A 24749-nucleotide genomic window follows, 5' to 3' on the forward strand; every position below is an offset into this window, starting at 1 on the left:
GCACTGCATCAGTAGTCATATCAGTCGATTCCGCCCGTGAGGGTCGTCTGCTCAGCATAGTCGAGGTGTTTGACGAGCTGCGCGCGCAGCCGGGCACTTACCTCGGCAAATTCAATCGATCCTGCGTGATCGCTCAGCTGGGTCATGGCCAGCCCGGCGTAGCCGCAGGGATTAATCCGTCGAAACGGTTCCAGGTTCATATCCACGTTCAGGGCCAGGCCATGAAAGGAACAACCGTGGCGAATGCGCAAACCCAGAGAAGCGATTTTCGCTCCATCGACATACACGCCGGGAGCATCTGGCTTGGCGGCGGCGGTAACGCCGTAGCTGGCCAGCAGTTCGATCAGGCAGGCTTCCATGCGGCTGACCAGATCGCGCACGCCGAAACCCAGCTTGCGCACATCCAGTAACAGATAGGCCACCAGTTGCCCGGGGCCATGATAAGTCACTTGGCCGCCACGATCGACCTGCACCACCGGAATATCTCCCGGCAGCAACAGGTGTTCTGCCTTGCCGGCCTGGCCCTGAGTGAACACCGGCGGGTGTTCGACAAGCCAGATTTCGTCGTCGGCAGCAGTGCCGCGCTCATTGGTGAAACGTTGCATGGCATGCCAGACCGGCTCGTAAGCCATCTGGCCCAGCTCGCGAAAGCCCAGCGTGCCGTGCATCACAACACCATGTGCACGAAGCCGGTCGCCCGCAGTTCGCTGTTGATGTTGTACAGCTGATCCTGATCGGTGGCGACGATGTGCAACTGGATGGTGGTGTACTTGCCGGTGCTGCTCTGACGCTCGTCGATGCGCTCGTCATTGATGGTCGCGTGTTTCTTGACGATCTCGATGATCTGGTCTTTGCGGCCGACGCCCGTATCGCTGATCACCTTGATCGGGTAATCAGTCTGGGGAAATTCGATTTTTGGCGCCTGTACTTCGGTATCGGTCATGGCGTAACGGCCTCTTAAGCCGTGGTAACGCACATGGCCCCGCACCGGATCGGGGCGGGGCCATGCAGGTCAACACAAAATCAGTTGAACAAGCCGTAGAAGAATAGACGGATGCTATCCCACATGCGGCGGAAGATACCACCCTCCTCGACGCCATCCAGAGCGATCAGGTCGGCGCTGTGCACTACCTTGTCTTCCAGTTTGACTTCGACTTTACCGATCACGTCGCCCTTGGCGATTGGTGCGACCAGTTGCGGGTTCATGGTCATGCTGGCAGCGAGCTTTTTCAGCTGGCCTTTCGGCAGGGTCATGGTCAGGTCTTGCGCCAGGCCGGCCTTGACCTGGCTGGTGGTGCCTTTCCATACCGGCGCCTGCGCCAGTTCGGTGCCCTTCTGGTAGAAGGTCTGGGTTTCGAAGAAGCGGAAACCGTAGGTCAGCAGCTTCTGGGTTTCAGCCGCGCGGGCCACTTCGCTGTTGGTGCCGAACACCACGGCGATCAGGCGCTGGCCATCACGTACAGCCGAAGACACCATGCAGTAGCCGGCCTCATCGGTGTGGCCGGTTTTCAGACCGTCAACGGTCTTGTCGCGCCACAGCAGCAGGTTGCGGTTAGGCTGTTTGATGCCGTTCCAGAAGAACTCTTTCTGCGAGTAGATCGCATAGTGAGCCGGGTCTTCGTGAATGATCGCACGGGCCAGAATCGCCATGTCGTGCGCCGACGAGTAGTGTTCAGGGTTTGGCAGACCGGTCGGGTTCATGAAGTGGGTATTGGTCATGCCCAGTTCGGTGACGGTCTTGTTCATCAGGTCGGCGAAGGCGTCTTCGCTGCCGGCGATGTGCTCGGCCAGGGCGACGCTGGCGTCGTTACCGGACTGGATGATGATGCCGTGCAGCAGGTCGCTGACAGTGACCTGCGAACCGACCTTGATGAACATCCGCGAACCGCCGGTGCGCCAGGCGTTTTCGCTGACGGTCACCGGATCGTTTTCACCGATCTGACCGCGACGGATTTCCAGGGTCGCGATGTACGCGGTCATCAGCTTGGTCAGGCTGGCCGGTGGCAGACGCTGGTCGCCGTTGTTCTCGACCAGCACGTTGCCGCTGCTGGCGTCCATCAGAACATAGGCCTTGGCGGCCAGTTGTGGTGGCGACGGCATCATCTCGGCCGCGAAGGCGGCTGGCGAGAGGAGCAGCGGGACTAGCAGACACAGGCGTTTGGCAAAGGTGGTGATGTTCATCCGTCTCTCGAAATCGCTATTGGAAACTTGCCCGAAGGCAAAACTTATTCAGACAGCCTTCTAACGGGCCATCGCGTGTTCAGTTGCTCACTCCAGTCACCCTTGCCGGGCTTTTGTTCTTCGACGAGCCAACAACCTGGTTCACCCCCCGAATACCGCAAGTGAACCGTCAATCAAGGTCTACGTGTTACTCGGTGACCACGCTGGGCGAACCCAGATTGGCCAGCCGCACACTGTTCTGCACCTGGGCGATCTCACCCGGCGAGCCGATCGGCCCCAGGCGTACCCGGTGCAGGGTCTGCTGATTGCGCACGATCGAGCTGATGAACACCGGCGCGCTCACCATCCCGCTGAGCTTCGACCTCAGCAGCTCGGCAGCGTCCGGGTTGGCGAACGCGCCCACCTGCAGATACTGGCCAGACGCTGGTGCAGAAGCGTTTTTTTTTGCATCGATCTGCACGGGCACCACGGCCGCGGCGTGTTGCTGCGGCGGCGGTGTCCATTGCTCGACGGTGCCGGCCGACGCCGTGATCACTGGCGCGCTATTCTGCGCCACTTGCGGCTCATTGAGCATCAGCGGCGCCGGACGGCCCTTGGCCGCCCACCACTGCTGCGGATCGATGCCTTCGACCTTGACCCGCGCGGTGCCGGTTTCGGCATAGCCGAGTTTCTTCGCCGCTGCGTAGGACAAGTCAATGATTCGATCGGAATAGAACGGCCCACGGTCGTTGACGCGCAGGATCACCGTCTTGTTGTTGTCCAGGTTGGTCACCCGAACGTAACTTGGCAGCGGCAAGGTCTTGTGCGCGGCACTCATGCCGTACAGGTCATACACTTCGCCGTTGGCGGTGTTCTGGCCATGAAACTTGGTGCCGTACCAGGACGCCGTGCCCGAAGCCACGTAGGTCTTGGATTCCTGCAACGGAAAGTAGGTCTTGCCCAGCACGGTGTACGGGTTGGCCTTGTACGGGCCGGTGTGCAGGGTCGGTGTCGCATCCGGGATGCGCGAAACATCGACATCCCACCACGGCGCGCCGTCTTTGTGCGCGCGGTTGATGTCCAGGCCCGGTTGGGCGCGGACAGCAGTGGACGGGGTTTTCTGCGTCGGCGTGCGGCTGGTCGTGCAACTGGCGACCAGGACTGCCAACGCAGCGAAAGCCACCAGCTTCAGGGGTTTATTGTTAGGCAATGCCTGCATTACTTGACGCCCCGTGCTTGTACCAGCTGTTCAGACAGTTGATGTACGGCCATGGCGTACATCACGCTGCGGTTATAACGCGTGATCGCGTAGAAATTCTGCAGGCCCATCCAGTATTCAGGGCCGTTGTCGCCTTCGAGGCGAAATGCGGTAACCGGCATATCATCGCGCAGCGCATCATGACTTGACCAGCCCAGCGCCCGCAACTCTGCGACCGTCTTCACTGGTTCGATACCGGTGGTCAGGCCTTCATCGGCCTGCTCGCCGCGCACATCGGCGCGGCTGACCACCGGCTCACCGGCAACCCAGCCATGACGCTTGAAGTAACTGGCGACGCTGCCAATCGCATCGTCCGGGTTGTTCCAGATATTGATGTGGCCATCACCGTCGAAGTCCACCGCGTAGGCGCGAAAGCTGCTCGGCATGAACTGCGGCAGGCCCATGGCCCCGGCGTACGAGCCTTTCAGGGTCAGCGGGTCGACCTGCTCTTCACGGGCCAGCAGGAGGAACTCACGCAGTTCCTTGCGGAAAAATTCGGCACGGGGAGGATAGTCGAAGCCGAGGGTCGATAAGGCATCGATCACGCGGAAATTACCGGTATTACGTCCGAAAAAGGTCTCCACGCCGATGATCGACACGATCACTTGTGCCGGCACGCCGTATTCCTGCTCGGCACGGGCCAGGGTCGCCTCGTGCTGACGCCAGAAGTCGACACCCCGGGCGATGCGCGCGTCAGTGATGAACATCGGGCGATATTCATTCCACTGCTTGACCCGTTCGGCGGGTTTGGAGATGGCGTCGAGAATCGACTGCTTGCGTTGCGCCTCGCGGAACACACCCATCAGTTGTTCACCGGCGAAACCGTAGTCGCGGGTCATTTCGCCGACGAATTCGGCCACCTGCGGCGAGCCTTCATAGTCGCCGGCCAGCGCTTCCTGCACGCTCCCCAGCAGGCCCATCAGGCCAACCAGCGGCGCGCATCGAGTCGCCCAGCCACGCATTACTTGCATTGCACTCTTCACCTTATTCAAACCTGTGCGATCCACTTGCGATGGGTATGGATCGACATCAAAACCCCAAACGCTGACAGCAGCGTCACCAGCGAAGTTCCTCCGTAGCTAATGAACGGCAACGGCACCCCCACGACCGGCAACAGGCCACTGACCATACCGATGTTGACGAAAACGTAAACAAAAAAAGTCATGGTCAACGCGCCGGCGAGCAATTTGCCGAACAGCGTTTGCGCCTGAGCGGTGATCACCAGCCCGCGACCGATCAACAACAGATAGATCAGCAGCAGCGCGCAAATCCCCACCAGACCGAACTCTTCGCCAAGCACGGCAATGATGAAGTCGGTGTGGCTTTCCGGGAGAAAGTCCAGGTGTGACTGGGTGCCGAGCAGCCAGCCTTTGCCGAATACGCCACCGGAACCGATCGCGGCTTTGGACTGGATGATGTCCCAGCCGGTGCCGAGCGGATCGCTTTCCGGGTCGAGGAAAGTCAGGACCCGTTGCTTCTGATAGTCGTGCATGACGAAGAACCACATCGCCACCGACACCGGCACCGCCGCCGCCAGTACGCTGAGAATCCAGCGCCAGCGCAGGCCGCCCATGAACAGGACGAAGGCGCCACCGGCGAGAATCAGCAGCGAGGTACCGAGATCGGGCTGGCGCACGATCAGAATGAACGGCACGCCAATCAGCATCAGGCTGATGCCGACGTGCTTGAGCTGCGGCGGCAGCGTGCGTTTGGACAGGTACCAGGCGATGGTTGCCGGCATCAGGATCTTCATGAATTCCGAGGGCTGGAAGCGGATCACCCCGGGGATGTTGATCCAGCGCGTGGCGCCCATGGCGTTGTGGCCCATGATGTCGACGACGATCAGCAATATCACACCAATCACGTAACCGAGCGGCACCCAGCGGGCCATGAAACGCGGCTCGAACTGGGCGATGACAATCATCGCCACCAGGCCGATGCCGAAGGATGTGGCCTGCTTGCCGAGCAGATCCCAGCTCTTGCCGCTGGCCGAATACAGCACGAACAGGCTGCCGGCGGCGAGGATCAGCAACAGGATCAACAGCGGGCCATCGATATGCAGTCTTTGCAGCAACGTCGCGCGGCGACGCATCACATCCTCGCTGGAGAGCATGCGATCGAAATTATTCATCACGGGCCGGGGCCTCCGCAGTGATAGGGCTGGCGTACTCGGCTTTCAGGTGGCCGTCCTGGTCGAGCAACCAGGCGTCCATGACCTGGCGCACCACTGGCGCGGCAACGCCGGAACCGGACTCTCCGTTCTCGACCATCACCGACACGACGATTTTCGGATCATCGGCCGGGGCGAAGCCGACGAACAGGGCGTGGTCGCGGTGGCGTTCCTGGACCTTGGAGCGGTCGTATTTCTCGCCCTGCTTGATCGCCACCACCTGCGCGGTACCGGACTTGCCGGCGATGCGGTATTGCGCGCCGATCGCCGCTTTGCGCGCGGTACCACGGGCACCGTGCATCACCTGCTGCATGCCGTGGTTGACCTTGTTCCAGTCGGACGGGTCGCGCAGGACGATGTTCGGCATCGGGTTTTCATCCACTGGTTTGACCCCGTCGAGGGACTTGGCCAGGTGCGGACGATTCCAGATGCCTTTGTTGGCCACCAGCGCCGTGGCCTGGGCCAATTGCAGCGGCGTCGACTGCATGTAGCCCTGGCCGATCCCGAGAATCAGGGTTTCGCCGGGGAACCACGCCTGTTTGCGCGTTGCGCGTTTCCATTCGCGCGACGGCATCAGGCCCGGGGATTCTTCGAACATGTCCAGCGAGACCTTCTGGCCGATGCCGAACTTGTTCATATAGGTCGACAGCCGATCGATGCCGAGCTTGTGCGCCAGGTCATAGAAGTAGGTGTCGTTGGACCGCATGATCGCCGTGTCGAGGTCGACGAAGCCGTCACCGGTACGGTTCCAGTTGCGATACTTGTGGTCGTAGTTGGGCAGCATGTAATAGCCCGGGTCGAACACCCGGCTCGAAGCCGTGACCACGCCAGCGTCAAGACCGGCAATCGCTACCGCCGGTTTGATCGTCGAGCCCGGCGGATACAGACCGCGCAGCACGCGGTTGAACAGCGGCCGGTCGATGGAGTCGCGCAACTCGGCGTAGGCCTTGAAGCTGATGCCGGTGACGAACAGGTTCGGGTCGAAACTCGGCTGACTGACCATCGCCAGCACTTCACCGGTCTTCGGATCGAGCGCCACCACCGCGCCACGTCGCCCGCCCAGCGCGGCCTCGGCGGCTTCCTGCAACTTGATGTCGAGGCTCAGGACGATGTCCTTGCCGGGAATCGGATCGGTGCGCTTGAGCACCCGCAACACGCGGCCACGGGCGTTGGTCTCGACTTCCTCGTAACCGACCTGACCGTGCAATTCCGGCTCGTAGAACCGCTCGATGCCGGTCTTGCCGATGTGGTGGGTGCCGCTGTAGTTGACCGGATCCAGCGACTTCAGCTCTTTCTCGTTGATCCGCCCCATGTAGCCCACCGAGTGCGCAAAGTGCGCGCCCTGCGGGTAATGCCGGACCAGTTGCGCGACCACTTCCACCCCGGGCAGGCGGAACTGGTTCACCGCAATGCGGGCGATCTGCTCTTCGGTCAGCTCGAACAGGATCGGCACCGGCTCGAACGGCCGACGGCCCTGACGCATGCGCTTCTCGAAGATCACCCGGTCCTCGGGCGTCAGCTCCAGCACCTCGACGATGACGTCGAGCACCTGTTGCCAGTCGCCGGAGCGCTCGCGGGTCATGCTCAGGCTGAAGCTCGGCCGGTTGTCGGCCACGACCACGCCGTTGCGGTCGAAAATCAGCCCGCGCGTCGGCGGAATCGGCTGCACATGGACGCGGTTGTTTTCCGACAGGGTCGAGTGGTACTCGTACTGGATCACCTGCAGGTAATACAGACGCGCGATCAGCACACAGATCAGCGCCACGATCACGATCGCACCGAACACGACACGGCTGCGCACCAGACGGGCGTCCTTTTCGTGGTCCTTGATGCGGATCGGCTGAGACATGAGGGCAGGCTTACTTGTGGTAAGGGTGGCCGGACAACACGGTCCAGGCACGGTACAACTGTTCGCCGATCAGGATCCGCACCAGCGGGTGCGGCAAGGTCAGCGGCGACAATGACCAGCGCTGGTCAGCGCGGGCACAGACTTCCGGTGCCAGCCCTTCCGGGCCGCCGACCATGAAGTTGACCGTGCGCGAATCCAGGCGCCAGCGATCGAGTTCGACCGCCAGTTGCTCGGTGCTCCACGGCTTGCCGTGAACCTCCAGCGTGACGATCCGCTCGTTGTGCCCGACCTTGGCCAGCATGGCTTCGCCTTCCTGGCGGATGAAACGGGCCACGTCGGCATTCTTGCCACGGGTGTTGAGCGGAATTTCCACCAGTTCCAGCGCCAGCTCGGACGGAAGACGCTTGGCATATTCATGCCAGCCTTCTTCCACCCACTTGGGCATGCGTGAACCGACGGCGATCAGGCGCAGTCGCACAGCGATCCCTTAGAACTGGTCTTTGTTGAGCTTGGTGAAATGCTCGTGGGTGTTTTCCGGGCTGTGGTGCTTGGCATCGGCCGCACGGCTTTGCTCGGCACCGGCCCACAGGCGCTCCAGGTCGTAGAACTGACGCGCCGAGGCAGTCATCATGTGCACGATCACCAGATCGAGGTCGAGCAGAACCCAGTCGCTGTCGCCCTTGCCTTCTTCGCCCAGTGGCTTGGCGCCCTGCTTCTTCACTTCCTCGCGGACCTTGTCCAGCATCGCGTTGATCTGGCGATTGGAGGTACCGGTGGCGATGATCATGTAGTCAGTGATGCTCTGCTTGTCGCGCACATCAATGATCTGGATGTCCTGGGCCTTGACGTCTTCCAGCGCAGCGACGGCAATCTTGACCAGTTCGTCGCCCTTGAGCGGCTCGTTGGTGTTGACGGCTTCCGGCAGTGGTGCGCTCTTGAACGTGCCTTTGCGCTTTACTTTCGGTAGATCTTTATCAGTCATATGTAACTCGTTTTGCTCATGTATTCGGCGGCTTGGGGATACGGTGATTCGTATCAGTGAAGCACGCCTTGTTCAGTTCGACGCACGATACAGACCGTGCGCATCGATGTAGGCCAGGACCGCGTCGGGCACCAGGAAACGTACCGACTTACCGCTGGCCAGCAGTTGACGGATCTGGGTGGCGGAAACCGCGAGCGGTGTCTGCCAGACGAATGCAATCTGTCCGCTCGGCCCTTTCAGGGCCAGCGGGTCGCTCACCGAACGCGCTGCCAGCAGGTTGCGCAAGGCATCCGGCGGTTCGCTGTCGGCGTCCGGGCGCTGTAGCACCAGGATGTGGCAATGCTGGAGCAACTCTTCCCAGCGGTGCCAAGTGGGCAGGCCGCAAAATGCGTCCCAGCCCAAAAGCAGAAAAACCTGGGTCTCGGCGGGCATCTCTGCGCGCAGCGACTCCAGGGTATCGATGGTCCAGGACGGTTTGTCCCGCTGCAATTCGCGGGCGTCCACCACCAGCGGCGGCAATCCGGCCACCGCGCACTCGACCATCGCCAGCCGATCCTGCGCCGACACCTGCGGCGTCCCGCGATGTGGCGGGCGCGCGTTCGGCATCAGGCGCAACTCATCCAGCGCCAGCGCTTCGACAACTTCCAGCGCGCCACGCAAATGGCCGATGTGCACCGGGTCGAACGTACCGCCCAGCACGCCAATGCGTTGCGGGCGCGACTCGCTGCCGGTGTGCGGCGCTGTCAGGTCGAGGTCGGTCAAGTCAGACCGTCGCCTGGCCGCGCAACTGGCCATCACCGACCACGATGTACTTCTCGCAGGTCAGCCCCTCGAGCCCGACCGGGCCGCGGGCGTGCAGCTTATCAGTAGAAATGCCGATCTCGGCACCCAATCCGTATTCAAATCCATCGGCAAAGCAGGTCGGCGTGTTGATCATCACCGAGGCCGAGTCGACTTCCGCCACGAACCGGCGGGTGTCGGCGAGGTTTTCGCTGACGATCGAGTCGGTGTGATGGGAGCCGTAATGGTTGATGTGTTCGATCGCCTGCTCCAGACCGTCGACCACACGGATCGACAGAATCGGCGCCAGGTACTCGGTGTGCCAGTCGTCTTCGCTGGCCGCGACCACTTCGATGATCGCCCGGGTGCGCTCGCAACCGCGCAGCTCGACGCCTTTGTCGCGGAACTGCGCGGCCATCGACGGCAGGAAATCCTTGGCAACAGCCTGATCGACCAGCAGGGTCTCCATCGCGCCGCAGATACCATAACGATAGGTCTTGGCGTTGAAGGCGATGCGCTGCGCTTTGGCCAGATCGGCGTGTTCGCTGACGTAAACGTGGCAGATGCCGTCCAGATGCTTGATCACCGGCACGCGGGCATCGCGGCTGATGCGTTCGATCAGGCCACGACCGCCACGGGGCACGATGACGTCGACGTATTCCGGCATGCTGATCAGCGCGCCGACAGCGGCACGGTCAGTGGTTTCGACCACTTGCACCACGGCGGCGGGCAATTCGGCTTCGGCCAGACCGCGCTGAATGCACGCGGCAATCGCGCGATTGGAATGAATCGCCTCGGAGCCGCCGCGCAGGATGGTCGCGTTGCCGGACTTCAGGCACAGGCTGGCGGCATCGATGGTCACGTTCGGACGGGATTCGTAGATGATCCCGATCACGCCCAGCGGCACGCGCATCTTGCCGACCTGAATGCCCGACGGACGGAAGCTCATGTCGCGGATCGCGCCGACCGGATCCGCCAGTGCAGCGACCTGACGCAAGCCGACGATCATGCCGTCGATGCGTGCCGGGGTCAGTTCCAGACGTTCCAGCAGCGCCGGCTCCAGACCGCTGGCGCGACCGGCAGCCAGATCCAGCTCATTGGCTGCGGCCAGCTCGGCGCGTGCAGCATCCAGAGCATTGGCGGCAGCCTGCAAGGCGCGGTTTTTCTGCGCGGTGCTGGCGCGACCGATGACCCGGGAGGCAGCGCGGGCGGCGCGACCCAATCGGGTCATGTAGTCAAGAACGGACTCAGTCATGGTCTGCTGGGGTCTTGGCAAAGAGGAAAGCGGCAGATTATAGCTGTCGCGTCCCGGGACTAACAGCGGTGACGGGCGGATGGTCGAAATGAGCTGCGTTTGCCCGTCGTTCAGACGTAATTAAGCTCAGCGTTGTTATCATCACGACCTCTTGAGCCTGGATAAACCTTGCCCATCATGACCAACGTGCCCCTTTGCCCCGAGTCCGCGCGCCTGCCCGTGGGCCTGCCGGACAGTTTTTTCGACCGCGACGCCCAGGTTCTGGCGCAGGCGCTGCTCGGCAAAGTCATCCGCCATCGCGTCGGTGATCTGTGGCTGAGTGCGCGAATCATCGAGACTGAAGCCTATTACTTCGCGGAAAAAGGCAGTCATGCCTCGCTCGGTTACACAGAAAAGCGTAAGGCTTTGTTTCTGGATGGCGGCCACATCTATATGTACTACGCCCGCGGCGGTGATTCGCTGAACTTCAGTGCGCAAGGTCCGGGCAATGCCGTGCTGATCAAATCCGCCTATCCGTGGGTCGACGAGGTCAGCGGCCCGGCGAGTCTGGCGCAGATGCTGCTGAACAATCCCGATGCCCAGGGGCGACCGCGGCCGACGCAGAAGTTGTGCGCCGGGCAGACGTTGTTGTGCAAGGCATTGGGTTTGAAAGTACCGATGTGGGACGCCAAGCGTTTCGATCATGAGTTGTTGCTGGTCGAGGACGCGGGACCGGCACCCTCGCAGATTATTCAAACCACTCGGCTGGGCATCCCGCTGGGCCGCGATGAACACTTGATGTATCGCTTCGTTGACGCTGCGTATGCGCAATGGTGCACGCGGAACCCGCTGCGACGGGGTCAGGTCGAAGGCCGGGATTATATTTTGCTTCCCGTAACCGACGCCGCATCCGTCAATGAATGATGTCCCCCTGTGGGAGCGAGCCTGCTCGCGAAGGGGTCGTGCCAGCCAACGCTTCTATCGTCTGACACAGCGTATTCGCGAGCAGGCTCGCTCCCACAGGTCAGCAGTCAACCGCGTAACAATTACTTAAAGAATGAATGGAGTTTTTCTGTATGGGCCCATGGCTCGATAGCATCACCGGATGGCTCGGCGCCAATCCGCAGTGGCTGGCCGCAGCGGTGTTCATCGTGGCGTGCGTGGAATGTCTGGCGATCGCCGGGCTGATCGTGCCGGGCACGGTGTTGCTGTTTGCCGTGGCGGTGTTGGCCGGCAGCGGCGCGCTGTCATTGAGCGAAACGCTGCTGCTGGGCTTTCTTGGCGGCATTCTTGGCGACCTGATTTCCTACTTCCTCGGCCGCCATTTCCACCAGAACATCCGCCGCCTCCCCGGGCTACGCCATCACCCGGAATGGATGGCCGGCGCCGAGTCGTACTTCCAGCGCTATGGCATCGCCAGCCTGCTGGTCGGGCGTTTCATCGGCCCGCTGCGGCCGATGCTGCCGATGGTCGCCGGGATGTGCGACATGCCCTTCCCGCGTTTCTTCGCCGTCAGCCTGCTGGCCGCTGCTGGCTGGAGCCTGGCTTATCTGTTGCCGGGCTGGGCCACGGGCGCGGCGTTCCGCCTGCCCTTGCCTGAAGGTTTCTGGCTGCAAGCCGGGATTGTCGCCGCGAGCATTGCGGTGATGGTCGGCCTGAGCGTCAACAGCAGCGTACGTCGCCATCGGCGTGCGACGATCTGGATCGGCAGCATGAGCCTGTTGATTCTGATCGGCCTGTTCATCGGCTATCCGTACCTGACCGCGCTCGACAACGGTGTGATGACTCTGGTGCAGGAACATCGCCAGCCAGCGCTGGATGAAATCGCCGTGACGCTGACCCTGATCGGCGAATTCCGCAACATGCTGCTGTTCAGCGCCCTGCTCGTCATATTGCTGTTGCTGTGCAAGCAGTGGCGCCAGGCAATGTTCGCGGGCGCCACCATGCTGATCACCGCCATGGCCAACACCGGCACCAAGTATTTTTTCGCCCGGGTACGCCCGGAAGTGCTCAGCGATCCATTGACCACCTACAGCATGCCAAGCGGTCACGCCTCGGGCGCCTTTGCTCTGTTCCTGACTTTGGGCGTACTGGCCGGTCGCGGCCAGCCGCCGCGCATGCGTCTGACCTGGCTGCTGATCGCGTGCATTCCGGCACTGGCAATCGCTCTGTCGCGGGTCTATCTGGGCGCGCACTGGCCGACTGACATCCTCGCCGGTGCCATGCTCGCCAGCTGCATCTGTGCCGCCACGCTGTGGCTGAGCCAGCGGCAGACGTCGCTCAATCCGATGCCGTTCAAGATCTGGTGGCTGATCCTGCCGTCCATGATTGCCCTGTTCGGCTTCTTCGTGCTGCGCCACTTGCCCCATACGCTATTGCGTTACGCCTACTGAAAAAGGCAACTTTCAAGCCCTGTTTATCCCACGCCGCTCTTTAGGAAGTTTCCGACAAGAGCGGCGTTATTTACCTACACCTAATTACTCCCGCCCGGTTAACTTTCTCAGTTAAAACCAGACAAACCCCCTGCCCGAAACAAATACAAAACTGACGTTACATAATCCCCTCCGCTTTTGCTCAGACGGACTTTCCTATTGATGAAAAGCAGTTAGATTGGCCAACCGCAGTTATAACGAGATTGGCACTTTCATAAGTCCAAACAACGAAACATTGAAACTTCCAGTCACTGCTTTTTTACATAATCAAGTTCCGAGTAATTCATGAGCCCCAAACTACCTCGCAAGCCGCCAACAACCACTTCACATCAGCCTGATTCAGCCATTGTTCGCACGGATCGATCCGACACGCCGTTCGATCTGGGCATTCCCCACGTTTTTCGCACACCCGGTCTGGATGATCTGGCAGCGATGAACGCTATCGACCTCCACCTCGCCGGTCAGCAATCACGCACACCTGCCGTAGCAACCTTCCAGATGTCGACACAAGGGGCCGATGCCGCCCGGCCTCACAGTTCAGTGCCTGAATACTGGTTGTCCGATGCATTTGTGCGCGGCATGCATCCAGCGGACGCTGACGGCCTTCGCTGGATCGTCGGCAGAAGGTTTGTCGATGTCGAGTATGAAGGCGCGGTGAAAACCACTCACGTCGCGCTGGATCAGTCCGGTGTCTGGCGCTGCAAATTGTTGACCGAGCGAGTGCCCTCCGGCCCGCGGCTGTATAAAAATGCCGATAGCTCGACCTGGCGTCTCACCGAACAGCCCGCCGCCAAGCGCCCGCGCACATCGCCGGTGGCGACACCCATCGATCAAAGCCGCTACCGCCAGTCCTGGCGTTCGCCGGACACTCAGGGCTATTACGAAATGCAGCCGCTTCTGGCGTCGAACGAGGCCGACACGCAATTTGCCTTCAGAGACGCGTACGGCAATCTGCTGCGGGTCGATCCTCCGGCAGGTGGTTTCGACGCACAACCCGCTCATCTCAAGCAGTGGACCGACCATGAAATCTGGCAGCTGTACGGCTTGCAGGGGCAGGACATTGCACGTTTTCGCGGCGAAGCCGAAACCAGCGGCAAAGCACCGCGATGGGCCGAACCCGCGAGTACGGATAACCCGCTCACGGACTTGCTCCGTGATTCCCTGCGCTGGCTGCGTCCGGCCATGACTTTGAGAGAACGTGAGACGTTTCTGCAATCCTACAACCTGCTGCCCGATCAACTGAGGCGCCTGCAGCAGGACATGAAAAACCAGCTGGCAATACCGGCATGGGCGCAAGCACACAAGCGCCTGCTCGCCGACGTCGCCAACCCGCAACGCCTTGAGCAGTTCGCCAGGGATGCGCTCGAACAGCTCAACCTCAAGCGCAATGCCCGCCACGACTGGTATCACGCCGAAAACAGTCTGACCCCCGAGGTACGTGAAGCCTTGTTGAAGAAGCTCGGTTACTTGCGCAACAAGAACAACTGCCTGTACCGCACCGACGTCCCTGCGCTGTTTCGCGGTGACGAGCGCACCCCGTTCGAACTGGCAAACGACGGCACCATGCTGCCGCGCTACCACCATGAACCCGGCGCCACCACGCACAAACCGATCAGCGCGACGTTCAGCCTCAAGGAAGGCCAGATGTATGCCCGCGAGCCCGATCCCGAATACCTGCGCTTCAATAGCCAGACGCATAAATATCCGGGGCGTGATGCCGCTGACAGTGACTCTGAAAGTGTTGCCAGCGACGCCAGCGATTCGCCGAGCAGTTCGTCTTCCGACTGGTCTGACCCGGCCAGCCCCGTGGCGTGGGATCACGAGCGCGGTTACCGGTCCAGGCGCACCCGGCAGACGGAAATGTTCGTCTACGCCCTCGACACTCGGAACCTCGAAGTCGTCCCCCACGAAGAAAACATGATGTTCAACGCCAGCGCCCGTGACACGCCGCCGACGTGGTTCCCCTCCGATGATTTCGAGGGGCTGATTTCAGTCACTCGCAGCGGGCTGAGTGCCGAGCGCATCTGGCTGTTGAATAGCGACCAGACCAAAGGCGCGAGGGTGGCAGACATCAACGACATGGCGGGAGGCAACGCTGAACGCATCGAAGCGGCAACCCATGCCGGGCACTCCAACCATTTCGAATATGACCGACTGATCGACCGGGTCGAGGCAGCGGCCCTGCCCATCGTCAGGCTTTCGGGCAACAAGAGCGAATTCGGCCACGACATCGTCTGGCCCTGACACATAGAGCTGAAAGCCCACCGGTAAGGAAACCGGCTCTTCATACACACCATTAAAGGACTAAGACGTGTCGAAACTCATCGTACCTTCCGCGCATATTTCCAATGTGCGCCTGCTCCAGGTCACGCTCATTGATGCCTCGGCCAATGCCCACGCACCCGCAACGGGCAATCTCGCCGATCTGCCTTCTCCTGCAGTCGGGAAACCTGCTGACACCTCGCAACAGCAGACATTGAAATCTCTCGACAAATACTACGGTCCGTTGCGCATCGGCGAGTATGTGGCCAGTCGAGTCGAACTGCAGGCACTGGGCGCATCGATCAACGGTCAACCGATCGGCCCGGCGAATACCGACATGAAAGTCCCGGATCAGGATTTTCTCGACGGACTCACATTTGAATCGGCGAAAGTCCAATCGCGTTTGCAGTCCGCCGACGTCCCGGACAGCGGCGTGGCGGCGATGCTGTTCTATGAGATCGCCTGCAAACGCTCCATCGGTGCCGGGCCGATGTTCGTCAGCGACACGCCGATTGATGCCGGCAGTAGCACCGATCGCCTCAATCAACTGGGCAAGGCTGCGCAGAAGCTCCATATCCATCGCGTCGATGCCTTCGAAAATTCGCCAGGCTGGGTCAACAAGAACAAGAGTTACTTGCTCAGTGGCGCCGGCGTGGGTCTGCAGGCCTTCGGTATTTACAGCGGTTACATGGCCATGACCGACGCAATCAAGAAGGGCGACAAGCTAGAGGCGATTTTCCAGGGCAGCTCGATTGCCGCCGAACTCGGCTCACTGGTTATCGAGCAAGGACTGACCAAGACAGGTCAGGCGATGCTCACCCACGGCGGCACAGTCTTCAAATATTTCCCGCTGACGTCGGTGGGCAAATACATGAGCCGCGGTGCGGGGATGTTCGCCAGCGCAATTACCTTGCCGTTCGACATTGCCGATGCCGTGAAATCGTTCAACGCTGCCGCCGCCACCTCAGGCAAAGAGGCTCAGGATCATTACGTCAGTGGCGGCTTGAGTGTCGCCGGTGCGACCATCAGCCTGGTGCTGGGCGTCGCCGCACTGGCCGGTTTCGGCAGTGTCGCCGGCCCCGTCGGTCTCGCCGCAGCAGCGTTGCTGATCGCCGGCTCGATGATTTATCAGGCCGCGCGAGTCGTTGACGATATTGATGATTACATCGAGCTGACCGCGCTCGAACGCCTGCGCTCCGGCTGGTTCGCCTTCACCGGCAAGGAGCTGGACACGGAGGTCATGGATCGCTTCAAGCTTTCCAAAGGCTATCGCGATCACGAAAAACAGCTCGAGCTGTCGGCGAAAGACATGCTCGAAGGCGCCTACAAAAACTCCATCGAACACGTGGTCAACGGTGCCTTCCGCACCGAATTGCAGCCCGTCAAACTTTGGCGTTATGTGTGGGACGAAAGCACCGGGCAGAAACCCTTCAAAATGGACAGCCAGGCAGTAATCGTCGGCGCAGACGATCTGATCGATGCGGCTCATGGCTTGCCCGCCGATCTCAAAGGCAAGGTCAGCGGCAGCGCGGGTGAAGGCAAAGGTGTTTTCTGGCAGCTTGGCGATGGCAATGATCGCGTCACGGGTGTCAAGGCGCAGCCCAATCTGTTCACCTATCGCGACGACCATAAAGCGCTGACCGGCGGCGACCACAACGACGCCTTCTATCACCAAGTCACCAATCAGGAATTGGATCGTTCGGACAAACCGGCCCATATCAACGTGCTGGATGGCGGAGCCGGCGCCGACCTCGTGACCTTCGAAGGCCAACGGCCAACGACCGACACACGGCACATCGGCCATGACATCAACCTGCAGACCGGCAAAGTCACCCTGCGTGGTCTGGACCCGACGGCCGAAGGCATCGAAGTTGCGCACCTCACTTCATTCGAGAACGTCTCGACCCTGCGCAAGGGCAGCAGCCATGTCACCGGCACCGCCGGCGCCAATCAGATTTCCGCCAACGGATACGACCGCATAAGCGCTGGCGACGGCAACGACACCATTGCCATTTTCGGCACTCAGTGTCAGGTGGAGGGCGGCAGTGGCGAGGATCGCTATTACATCGCCAACACCAACGCGCGCGCGACGATCATCGAGGACGGCGAACACTCGAGCGTGATCGAGTTCGGCTGGCCAAGGGCGGTCATCCAGCGCTGGCAGATCATTGGTACGTCGCTGGTGGTCAGCTCGTTGCGTGGCAAGGATGGCACCGAGCCCGAGCATGTGCTGACGCTGGCGGACGTCTACGAAGAAGTGGCCGGCCAGCGCCAACTGAAAAACGCCCGCTGGCTGTTCCGCACCCAGGATGAATATGAATTGCTGGCGCTGTTACCTGCTCAGCCAGGCGAAGCTATAAGTCAGGACATCGAAGTCGCCGTGACCATCAATGGTCGGCCGGCACCCGCCCCGGCCATCGTCAACGACGGCACGGTGAAGATTGACAGTCAGGGGCTGGGGCGATATTTCGTGGCACGCACTGATCGCCGGGTCGAATTCGTTGCCGCATCCAATGCCGCTGCGACGAACAGCACCATTTATCTGGATTTCAAGAACAGCGAAATCGTCGACGCGGTGCTCAGCTATGACGTCGAAATGCGCACAGGCGTTTGGGGCAATACCCACCTGATCTACACCAATATATGCCTGTCGATTCTGCTGCCCTCCAAAGTCGTCGCCTTCAAGGGAGTGATACAGACCATCGCGGCGGCCACGGGTTACAGCGGCCGCAACAGTCTGAAAGTCACCACGCCATTACTGGCGCAAGACATCGTGGTGGTCATGCAGGATGAAGTCTCGTACCGCCTGCAACTGCCGAGTCTGGACTACGAAGAGGATGCGAAAAATCCCGGTACGCGGCTGGTCAGCACGCGCAGCTGGTTGAAAAGGCGCAACGGCAACTACCTGTTCACCCGGCCATTGGTCAGTGAGAAACCGGCACTAACTGCACGGGCGAGCAAAGTGGTGATCGAGCCGCGCACGCATACCGGCATCTATCTGCTTGAGGGCCAAAGCGCGACCTACGATGTCTATCTGGCCAGCAACTGCATCGTGCGCCTGGGCACTCCGGGCGCTGCAGCGAAAACATCCAATGCGTCAACGTGGAATCTGTTCACCCGCAGACTGAGCGAAACCGTCACCCGCGACCATATCCAGCTCGACGGCAATCGCCTGCGCATTGCCAGCGTCACCATTGAACTGCCGGATATCGACGATGACACGCCTGTGGAATCCGTCAGCGTGGTGACGTCCGCGGGCAATATTTACGAAGTCTCGCTGCTGTTTGAGGTGTTGCAGCTGTACGTTATCGATGCGCGTGGCTACGCCAGCATCGATGCGTTGCTGGCGGACATTGAGCAGCACAAACAACGCAACGAACTGGCTGCTCGGGTTTACGTGACCCACATCGGTTACAAGCCCGGCACACTGGGCACGCTGGTTTACAACTCGGTACGCAACTACTGGAATTTGGGGGCTGATCCGCAGACGCGCTTGAGCCGCGAAAGTTTGTTCATCGCCAGCCAGGAAATCTGACCAAGCGCTGCGCGGTACAACAACGTGCCAGTGTGGATCTGCCTTCCCACTGGCACCTGATTTGTTCCAATGATGTGACTTGGCCTGTGGCCGAACACTACCGCCCATGAAAAAAGGCGCCAATCATTGAAAATGAATGGCGCCTTTTTATGAATCTGCCGCTCTACGTTATTTGACGACTTTGATCACGAATCGTGCAGGTTTGCTGTTAAAGGCATTATGCCCTGTAACATTGGGGTCTGTGTCCAGAAACGAACTCATGTCATCGCTCGACTGCCGATACAGCGGCTTGTCCTTCGGCTCGCTGTTCAACTCGATAAGTGCCGGACCGGAAGCGATATCGTTGAGGGAAGCCTTCGGCGCACCGTAGGTACTGACCGAAAAGTACTGCACCGGAGCACTGGTGCTTGCCAAGAGGTTATGGGTCTTGTCCTCAATGAACATTCGCGCACCGTCAAACGCGCCCGGATGCATCAGGTGGACTGCGTAATAGTCACCCTGAGGAACAAATTTCAATACCAGCGGATCATCTTCTTCATGGTCAGCCAGCGTGATGAAGCTGGATGCCCGCAGGCTCGCCAGCCCTACTTCGGCCTCCAGTTTTTCGCCCAGGGTTATCCGCTTGTCTTGCAACACCCGTTGCAGACGTTGTTGATTGAGGACTATCGGGCGGCCATCCAGATAAAGATTCGCCGTGAAAGCTTTATTATTTATTTTCGCTAGAGACATACAGTTACCCACCGATAAACGTCCTGCCGTGACTCAGTTGCAACGGCAGATAAATACTGAAAAAGAAAATAATCAAACAATGGTTGCGTCCGCGACGATTGTGGCTGTTGCCGACATCCGCGAAACTTCGCCGTCAGGAACCTTTTCAGATTTCCGTTTACGCCGGGCTATTACCATACGATCGGCATAATTTGCTGCCGCCTCGATAACGAGGCCGGCGTTATGATCAGTACCGGCATTTTTCAAAATATACTTGCCAGCAATATCGTCCCAGAACTCCCATTCATCTTCATATACAGTCATGCTTTCATCCTTATTCTTGTTCAAATCGCCCGCCTCCTGCGGACAACCTGAAACTAAGATAAAGACCAAAGCAAAACAATGCTGGCAAGTGCCCTGAGTTGATTCAGAGTGCAACTAGGCAAACAACTCGCCCTGCAACTCGTCCAGCAACGCCTGGATTGCATCGAGCCGTTGTTGAGGGTCGTCGAGTTGCAGCAGTTCGATCTTGTCCTCTTCGGCAAAAGGCAACAGATAGGCAAGCTGATTGGCCAGCGCCTGTTGCCCGGCGGCTTCGGTGCCCATGTTCAACGCCTCGACCATCGGGTGTTCGGCCAGCGCCTTGAGCAGCGCGACCAGGTCGGCGTCCTCGTCCTGCAAGGGTTGCTCGGGCTCATCGTCCAGCCACTCGACGTCGGCCAGAATCAGTTGATCGCGCTGCACTTCGGTGCGCAGCACAGTGAAGCGCCGTCCGCCTTGCACGCGAATGCCGAGCAGGCCGTTGTCCTGTTGCTCGAAATCGGTGATCCGCGCCTCGCAACCGACCATTGCGAAACCTTCTGGTGCCACACCGACTTCGCTGCCCTCAAGGATGCACACCACACCGAAGCCGACGCCCTGCTTCATGCAGCGGCCGATCATGTCGAGGTAGCGCGCCTCGAAGATCTGCAGATCGAGGTTGCAGCCGGGGAACAGCACCGTGTTCAGCGGAAAAAGCGGCAGACTCATAGACATTTCCTTACACCACCATCGACACCGCCAACGGCAGGAACACCGCCGTGGCCACGCCCATCAGACTCATTGCCAGCGCGGCGAACGCGCCGCACTCGTCGTTTTCCTGCATCGCCACCGCCGTGCCGACCGCATGCGCGGTCATGCCCAGCGCCATGCCGCGCGCTTCGGGGCTGTGCACGCCGAGGCGGGTCAGCAGCGCCGGGCCGAAGATCGCGCCAATCACCCCGGTGATCAGCACGAACACCGCGGCCAGCGCCGCCACGCCACCGATCTGCTCGGCGACCAGCATGGCGATCGGCGAGGTCACCGACTTCGGCGCCATGGTCATCAGAATCATGTGATCGGCACCGAACCACCAGCCCAGCGCCACACCCATGCCTGTGGCCACGACCCCGCCTATCACCAGCGTAGTAAAAATCGGCCAGAACAATTGGCGGATGCGCCGCAGATTCAAGTAGAGCGGCACCGCCAGCGCCACCGTGGCCGGCCCCAGCAGAATGCTGAGGATCTCGGTGCTCTTGCGGTACTCCGCGTAAGTCAGGCCGCAGCCGACCAGCACACCGATCACCAACAACATGGAGACCAGCACCGGTTGCAGAAAGATCCAGCGGGTTTTCTCGAACGCCGCCAGCACCAGTTGATAGGCGCCAAGGGTGATGCCGATGCCGAACAGCGGATGATGAATCACCGACGCCCACGCGCCTTGCCAGTCAAACAGCATCAGGACTCCTCCGCCGGCGGCGCGTGACGTTTGACCAGCCGCTGCATGAGCACGCCGGCAAAGGCCATCGACAGGATCAGCGAGACCACCAGCGCGCCGACAATCGCCCAGAAATCCGCAGCAATCGCCGTGGCATACACCATCACGCCCACCGCCGGCGGCACCAGCAGCAACGGCAGATAACGCAGCAGACTGCCCGCTGCCTGATTCAACGGCTCGCCGACTTCACCGCGAATGATCAGGAACACCAGCAACAGCAGCAGCCCGATGATCGGCCCCGGCAATATCGGCAACAGCAAATGATTGAGCGCGGTGCCAAGCAATTGGAACAGCACCAGCAGGGTCAGGCCACGTAACAACATCCGACATCTCCGTCTTACATTTTCAGCCAGCAGGGGCTCGACATTATAAGCATGCCGGCGCTATGGACCGGCATTCGCCAAAAGCATGGTCGGTTGACCTGAGCAAATCGCCATGATGATCTACAGTGGTTCGCAGGCCGGTCAAATCCGCCCCCTGAAAAACTATAAAACCGATGAACCCAAGGAGAGTCTCAATGCCCTATGTTCCCGTTGCAGAGCTCAAAGATTATGTCGGCAAGGAACTTGGACGTTCCGAATGGCTCACCATCGATCAGGAGCGCATCAACCTGTTCGCCGAAGCCACCGGTGATTTTCAGTTCATTCACGTCGATCCGGTCAAGGCTGCGCAAACGCCGTTTGGCAGCACGATCGCCCATGGTTTCCTGTCGCTGTCGCTGATGCCGAAACTGATGGAAGACATCCTTGTGCTGCCCGAAGGCGTGAAGATGGTCGTCAACTATGGCCTGGACAGTGTGCGTTTCATCCAGCCGGTCAAGGTCAACTCGAAAGTCCGACTGAAGGTCGACATGGTCGAAGTGACCGAGAAAAAACCCGGCCAGTGGTTGCTCAAGGCTACCGCGACACTGGAGATAGAAGGCTCGGACAAACCGGCCTACATCGCCGAGCCGCTGTCACTCTGCTTCGTCTGATCATCCCGGATGCGAAGCAGCGCACGCTGTTTCGCGTCACGTCTGTATATATGCGACGCATAGCTGCGGCATACTCGGTCGCCTAATTGCCCGGATCCCGCTATGCGCTCAATCGCTCGACTTGCACCCCTTGCCCTGACCCTGATGCTCACCGCTTGCGGCGACGGCGAATCGCTGTTGCCGCCGGATGCGCGCCTGCCCGATGGCGGTCGCTATCGCGGTGAACTGGTCGACGGCTTGCTGCAAGGTCAGGGCCGCGTCGACTACCCCAACGGCAGCTGGTACGCCGGGGAGTTCGACAAGGGTCAGTGGCACGGGCAGGGCGAATGGCATGGCAGCAACGGCGAGGTCTATCGCGGCCAGTTCCAGCAAGGGCTGTTCGATGGTCAGGGCAGCCTGAGCACCAATGCCAGCAGTTACAGCGGTGGCTTCAAGCAGGGCCGGCGCGATGGCGAAGGCACGCTGAAAGAAAACGGCATGACCTATCGCGGCGAGTTCAAGGCTGACCAGTATTCCGGCCTCGGCCGTCTGGAATTGGACGACGGCAGCTCCTATCAAGGCCAGTTCGCCCACGGCAAACCCAACGGCGAAGGCCAGCGCGGCGATGCCAGCGGCAATTCGTTCAGCGGGCATTTCGTCAACGGCCAACTGGAAGGCAACGGCACCTACAACAGCGCCGACGGCGATATCTACGTCGGCGGCTTCAAGAACAATCAACTGCACGGCAAGGGACGCTACGAGAACGCCGACGGCGACGTCTGGCTCGGCCAGTTCAAGGAAGGCGCGCTGACCGGCAAGGGCGAATTGATCGGTGCCGATGGCAGCCATTACATCGGTGTGTTCAATGACTGGCGCTTCACCGGTCAGGGCCGTTTGAACCTCGCCGATGGCAGCTTCTACATAGGCGGCTTCGACAACGACAGCTATTCAGGACGCGGTACTCTGGTGCTGACCGATGGCAGCGTGCTCAGCGGCACCTGGATCAATGGCCAGCGCGTGCGCGACGCCGACGGCAAATTGCTGCCCGACACCCTCGAACTCGGCTTGCTCGCCCAAGGTCGTTTGCTCGACGAGGCGCTGGCGGCGATCCCTGTTTCGACTCCGGCAGTCGAGTTGTACACCCTGACCCTTGGCGGCGACGGCAAGCAAAGCGTATTCCTGCGCGAATCCGATTACGTCGCCAACATGCTCAATACGCGCTTCGGCGCCTTCGGCCAGATTCGTCTGGTCAATCATCGCGATCATCTCGGTGACCGGCCGATGGCCACCCGGGAAAACCTGCGCCGCGCCGCGCAAGCCCTTGCCGAACGCAGCGGGCCGGAAGATCTGCTGTTCATCTATCTGACCAGCCACGGCACCGCCGAGCATGAACTGGTGCTCGATCAGCCGCGCATGGAACTGGCCGACCTGCCCGCCGATGAACTCGCCGCCGTGTTCGCGCCGCTGAAGCATCGCGACAAGGTCATCGTGATTTCTTCGTGCTATTCCGGCGGTTTCATCCCGGCGCTGAAAGACGAACGCACGCTGATCATGACCGCCTCGCGCGCCGATCGGGTGTCGTTCGGTTGCTCGGAAGAAGCCAACTTCACCTACTTCGGCGACGCGCTGTTCGCCCAGGCGCTGAACCAGACTGATGATCTGGAGCAGGCTTTCAAACTGGCCAAGGCCACTGTTGCCGAACGTGAACTGGCCGACGGCTTCGAAGCCTCGGAGCCGCAGATCTGGGCGCCGAAAACCGTGCTGTCGCACTGGCAACTGCTGCGAAAACAGCAGGCGCGCAAAGCGTTGCAAAGCAGCGCATTGCACGACGCGGCGAAAAAAGGCAACTAAGCTGAACAGTATCAAGGGAGAGACACTATGTACTTGACGCCTCAGCACGTATTGCTTGCCGGAGCCACCGGACTGACCGGTGAACATCTGCTCGACCGTTTGCTCAACGAGCCAACCATTACCCGTGTCCTCGCCCCTTCACGCCGGCCGCTGGCCGAGCATCCGCATCTGGAAAACCCGGTCGGCGACCCGCAGGCGTTTCTGCCGCAGCTCAGTGGCCGGGTCGATATCGCCTACTGCTGCCTCGGCACCACGATCAAACAGGCCGGCTCCGAAGAAGCCTTTCGCGCGGTGGATCTGGACATGGTCGTGGCGTTTGCCAAGCGCGCCCGGGAGATGGGCGCGCGGCATCTGATCGTGATCAGCGCGATTGGCGCCGATCCGAATTCCTCGGTGTTCTACAACCGGGTCAAGGGTGAAATGGAACAGGCCCTGCGCGCGCAGAACTGGCCGCAACTGACCATTTGCCGACCTTCGCTGTTGCTTGGCGAACGCACCGAACCGCGTCTGGTTGAGCAACTCGCCGGGCCGTTGTCGAAGCTGATTCCGGGGAAATATCACGGCATCGAAGCGTGCCAGTTGGCCCGAGCGATGTGGCGCCTGGCACTGGAAGAACAGGATGGCGTGCGGGTGATCGAGTCGGATGAACTGCGAAAGTTAGGCAAATAATGCCGGGATTTTGTGGTGAGGGGGTTTATCCCCGTTCGGCTGCGCAGCAGTCGTCGCTTTTATAATTTTTGGGGGGGCGCTTCGCACCCCAGCGGGGATAAATCCCCTCGCC

23 protein-coding genes are annotated in these 24749 nt (G+C 60.5%); 7 read left to right on the forward strand and 16 right to left on the reverse strand.

Annotated features, from left to right (window positions below):
- Positions 1–20: 20 nt before the first annotated feature.
- The 11 genes from lipB to OC605_RS04565 form a co-directional block, all read right to left on the reverse strand.
- Positions 21–668: a lipoyl(octanoyl) transferase LipB gene (lipB, locus tag OC605_RS04515; RefSeq protein WP_130912129.1), complete on the reverse strand. Its 648-nt coding sequence runs from the start codon at positions 666–668 to the stop codon at positions 21–23.
- Positions 668–943 carry a DUF493 domain-containing protein gene (locus tag OC605_RS04520; RefSeq protein ID WP_016773029.1) on the reverse strand — a complete coding sequence of 92 codons (276 nt, stop codon included), beginning with the start codon at positions 941–943 and terminating at the stop codon, positions 668–670. The genes lipB and OC605_RS04520 overlap by 1 nt, the downstream gene beginning before the upstream one ends.
- 80 nt (positions 944–1023) lie before the next feature.
- Entirely contained in the window at positions 1024–2181 is a 1158-nt protein-coding gene (locus OC605_RS04525) for a D-alanyl-D-alanine carboxypeptidase family protein (RefSeq protein WP_016773028.1), read from the reverse strand.
- Positions 2182–2368: 187 nt separating this feature from the next.
- Positions 2369–3379 carry a septal ring lytic transglycosylase RlpA family protein gene (locus OC605_RS04530; RefSeq protein WP_016773027.1) on the reverse strand — a complete coding sequence of 337 codons (1011 nt, stop codon included), beginning with the start codon at positions 3377–3379 and terminating at the stop codon, positions 2369–2371.
- Positions 3379–4389, reverse strand: a complete 1011-nt coding sequence (gene mltB, locus OC605_RS04535; RefSeq protein WP_110602899.1) for a lytic murein transglycosylase B — start codon at positions 4387–4389, stop codon at positions 3379–3381. The genes OC605_RS04530 and mltB overlap by 1 nt, the downstream gene beginning before the upstream one ends.
- A 17-nt stretch (positions 4390–4406) precedes the next feature.
- A complete protein-coding gene (gene rodA / locus OC605_RS04540) occupies positions 4407–5510 on the reverse strand; it encodes a rod shape-determining protein RodA (protein WP_262136486.1) in 1104 nt (367 codons plus the stop codon).
- A 31-nt stretch (positions 5511–5541) separates the two neighbouring features.
- Complete coding sequence (mrdA, locus tag OC605_RS04545; protein ID WP_071173699.1) at positions 5542–7437, reverse strand: penicillin-binding protein 2; 1896 nt, start codon at positions 7435–7437, stop codon at positions 5542–5544.
- 10 nt (positions 7438–7447) lie between these two features.
- Positions 7448–7915: a 23S rRNA (pseudouridine(1915)-N(3))-methyltransferase RlmH gene (gene rlmH, locus OC605_RS04550; protein ID WP_011063671.1), complete on the reverse strand. Its 468-nt coding sequence runs from the start codon at positions 7913–7915 to the stop codon at positions 7448–7450.
- A 9-nt stretch (positions 7916–7924) separates the two neighbouring features.
- Positions 7925–8419, reverse strand: coding sequence for a ribosome silencing factor (gene rsfS, locus OC605_RS04555; RefSeq protein WP_016773024.1), 495 nt, complete (start codon positions 8417–8419; stop codon positions 7925–7927).
- 72 nt (positions 8420–8491) lie between these two features.
- A complete protein-coding gene (nadD, locus tag OC605_RS04560) occupies positions 8492–9214 on the reverse strand; it encodes a nicotinate-nucleotide adenylyltransferase (RefSeq protein WP_024014451.1) in 723 nt (240 codons plus the stop codon).
- A complete protein-coding gene (locus OC605_RS04565; protein WP_262136399.1) occupies positions 9183–10454 on the reverse strand; it encodes a glutamate-5-semialdehyde dehydrogenase in 1272 nt (423 codons plus the stop codon). The genes nadD and OC605_RS04565 overlap by 32 nt, the downstream gene beginning before the upstream one ends.
- Positions 10455–10631: 177 nt before the next feature.
- On the opposite strand from OC605_RS04565, the gene OC605_RS04570 reads away from it, so the two are divergent.
- The 4 genes from OC605_RS04570 to OC605_RS04585 all read left to right on the forward strand — a co-directional run bounded on the left by OC605_RS04570 (position 10632) and on the right by OC605_RS04585 (position 18662).
- Positions 10632–11357 (forward strand): DNA-3-methyladenine glycosylase, encoded by a 726-nt coding sequence (locus OC605_RS04570; protein WP_130888570.1) that lies wholly within the window; start codon positions 10632–10634, stop codon positions 11355–11357.
- A 152-nt stretch (positions 11358–11509) separates the two neighbouring features.
- The gene (locus tag OC605_RS04575) at positions 11510–12826 is read left to right on the forward strand and encodes a bifunctional DedA family/phosphatase PAP2 family protein (RefSeq protein WP_262136400.1); all 1317 of its coding nucleotides are present in this window, start codon (positions 11510–11512) and stop codon (positions 12824–12826) included.
- Between the two features lie 324 nt (positions 12827–13150).
- Positions 13151–15109, forward strand: a complete 1959-nt coding sequence (locus OC605_RS04580; protein ID WP_262136401.1) for a hypothetical protein — start codon at positions 13151–13153, stop codon at positions 15107–15109.
- Positions 15110–15176: 67 nt separating this feature from the next.
- On the forward strand, positions 15177–18662 hold the full coding sequence (locus OC605_RS04585) for a calcium-binding protein (RefSeq protein WP_262136402.1): 3486 nt from the start codon (positions 15177–15179) through the stop codon (positions 18660–18662).
- 168 nt (positions 18663–18830) lie between these two features.
- Here the strand turns inward: OC605_RS04585 and OC605_RS04590 are convergent, their stop codons facing one another.
- The 5 genes from OC605_RS04590 to OC605_RS04610 form a co-directional block, all read right to left on the reverse strand.
- Entirely contained in the window at positions 18831–19391 is a 561-nt protein-coding gene (locus OC605_RS04590) for a hypothetical protein (protein ID WP_262136403.1), read from the reverse strand.
- A gap of 72 nt (positions 19392–19463) precedes the next feature.
- Positions 19464–19694, reverse strand: a complete 231-nt coding sequence (locus OC605_RS04595; RefSeq protein WP_262136404.1) for a hypothetical protein — start codon at positions 19692–19694, stop codon at positions 19464–19466.
- A 114-nt stretch (positions 19695–19808) separates the two neighbouring features.
- Positions 19809–20399, reverse strand: coding sequence for an LON peptidase substrate-binding domain-containing protein (locus tag OC605_RS04600; protein WP_186568839.1), 591 nt, complete (start codon positions 20397–20399; stop codon positions 19809–19811).
- A gap of 10 nt (positions 20400–20409) precedes the next feature.
- Positions 20410–21126 carry an LrgB family protein gene (locus OC605_RS04605; protein ID WP_016773013.1) on the reverse strand — a complete coding sequence of 239 codons (717 nt, stop codon included), beginning with the start codon at positions 21124–21126 and terminating at the stop codon, positions 20410–20412.
- On the reverse strand, positions 21126–21488 hold the full coding sequence (locus OC605_RS04610) for a CidA/LrgA family protein (protein ID WP_016773012.1): 363 nt from the start codon (positions 21486–21488) through the stop codon (positions 21126–21128). The genes OC605_RS04605 and OC605_RS04610 overlap by 1 nt, the downstream gene beginning before the upstream one ends.
- 194 nt (positions 21489–21682) lie before the next feature.
- Between OC605_RS04610 and OC605_RS04615 the strand changes: the two genes are divergently transcribed.
- The 3 genes from OC605_RS04615 (at position 21683) to OC605_RS04625 (ending at position 24637) form a co-directional block, all read left to right on the forward strand.
- Complete coding sequence (locus OC605_RS04615; protein ID WP_016773011.1) at positions 21683–22138, forward strand: MaoC family dehydratase; 456 nt, start codon at positions 21683–21685, stop codon at positions 22136–22138.
- A gap of 102 nt (positions 22139–22240) precedes the next feature.
- The gene (locus OC605_RS04620; RefSeq protein ID WP_262136405.1) at positions 22241–23968 is read left to right on the forward strand and encodes a C13 family peptidase; all 1728 of its coding nucleotides are present in this window, start codon (positions 22241–22243) and stop codon (positions 23966–23968) included.
- 27 nt (positions 23969–23995) lie between these two features.
- Positions 23996–24637, forward strand: a complete 642-nt coding sequence (locus OC605_RS04625) for an oxidoreductase (RefSeq protein WP_016773010.1) — start codon at positions 23996–23998, stop codon at positions 24635–24637.
- Positions 24638–24749 lie beyond the last annotated feature (112 nt).

The sequence above is a fragment of the Pseudomonas sp. Marseille-Q5117 genome (assembly GCF_946901175.1).
GTDB lineage: Bacteria > Pseudomonadota > Gammaproteobacteria > Pseudomonadales > Pseudomonadaceae > Aquipseudomonas > Aquipseudomonas iranensis.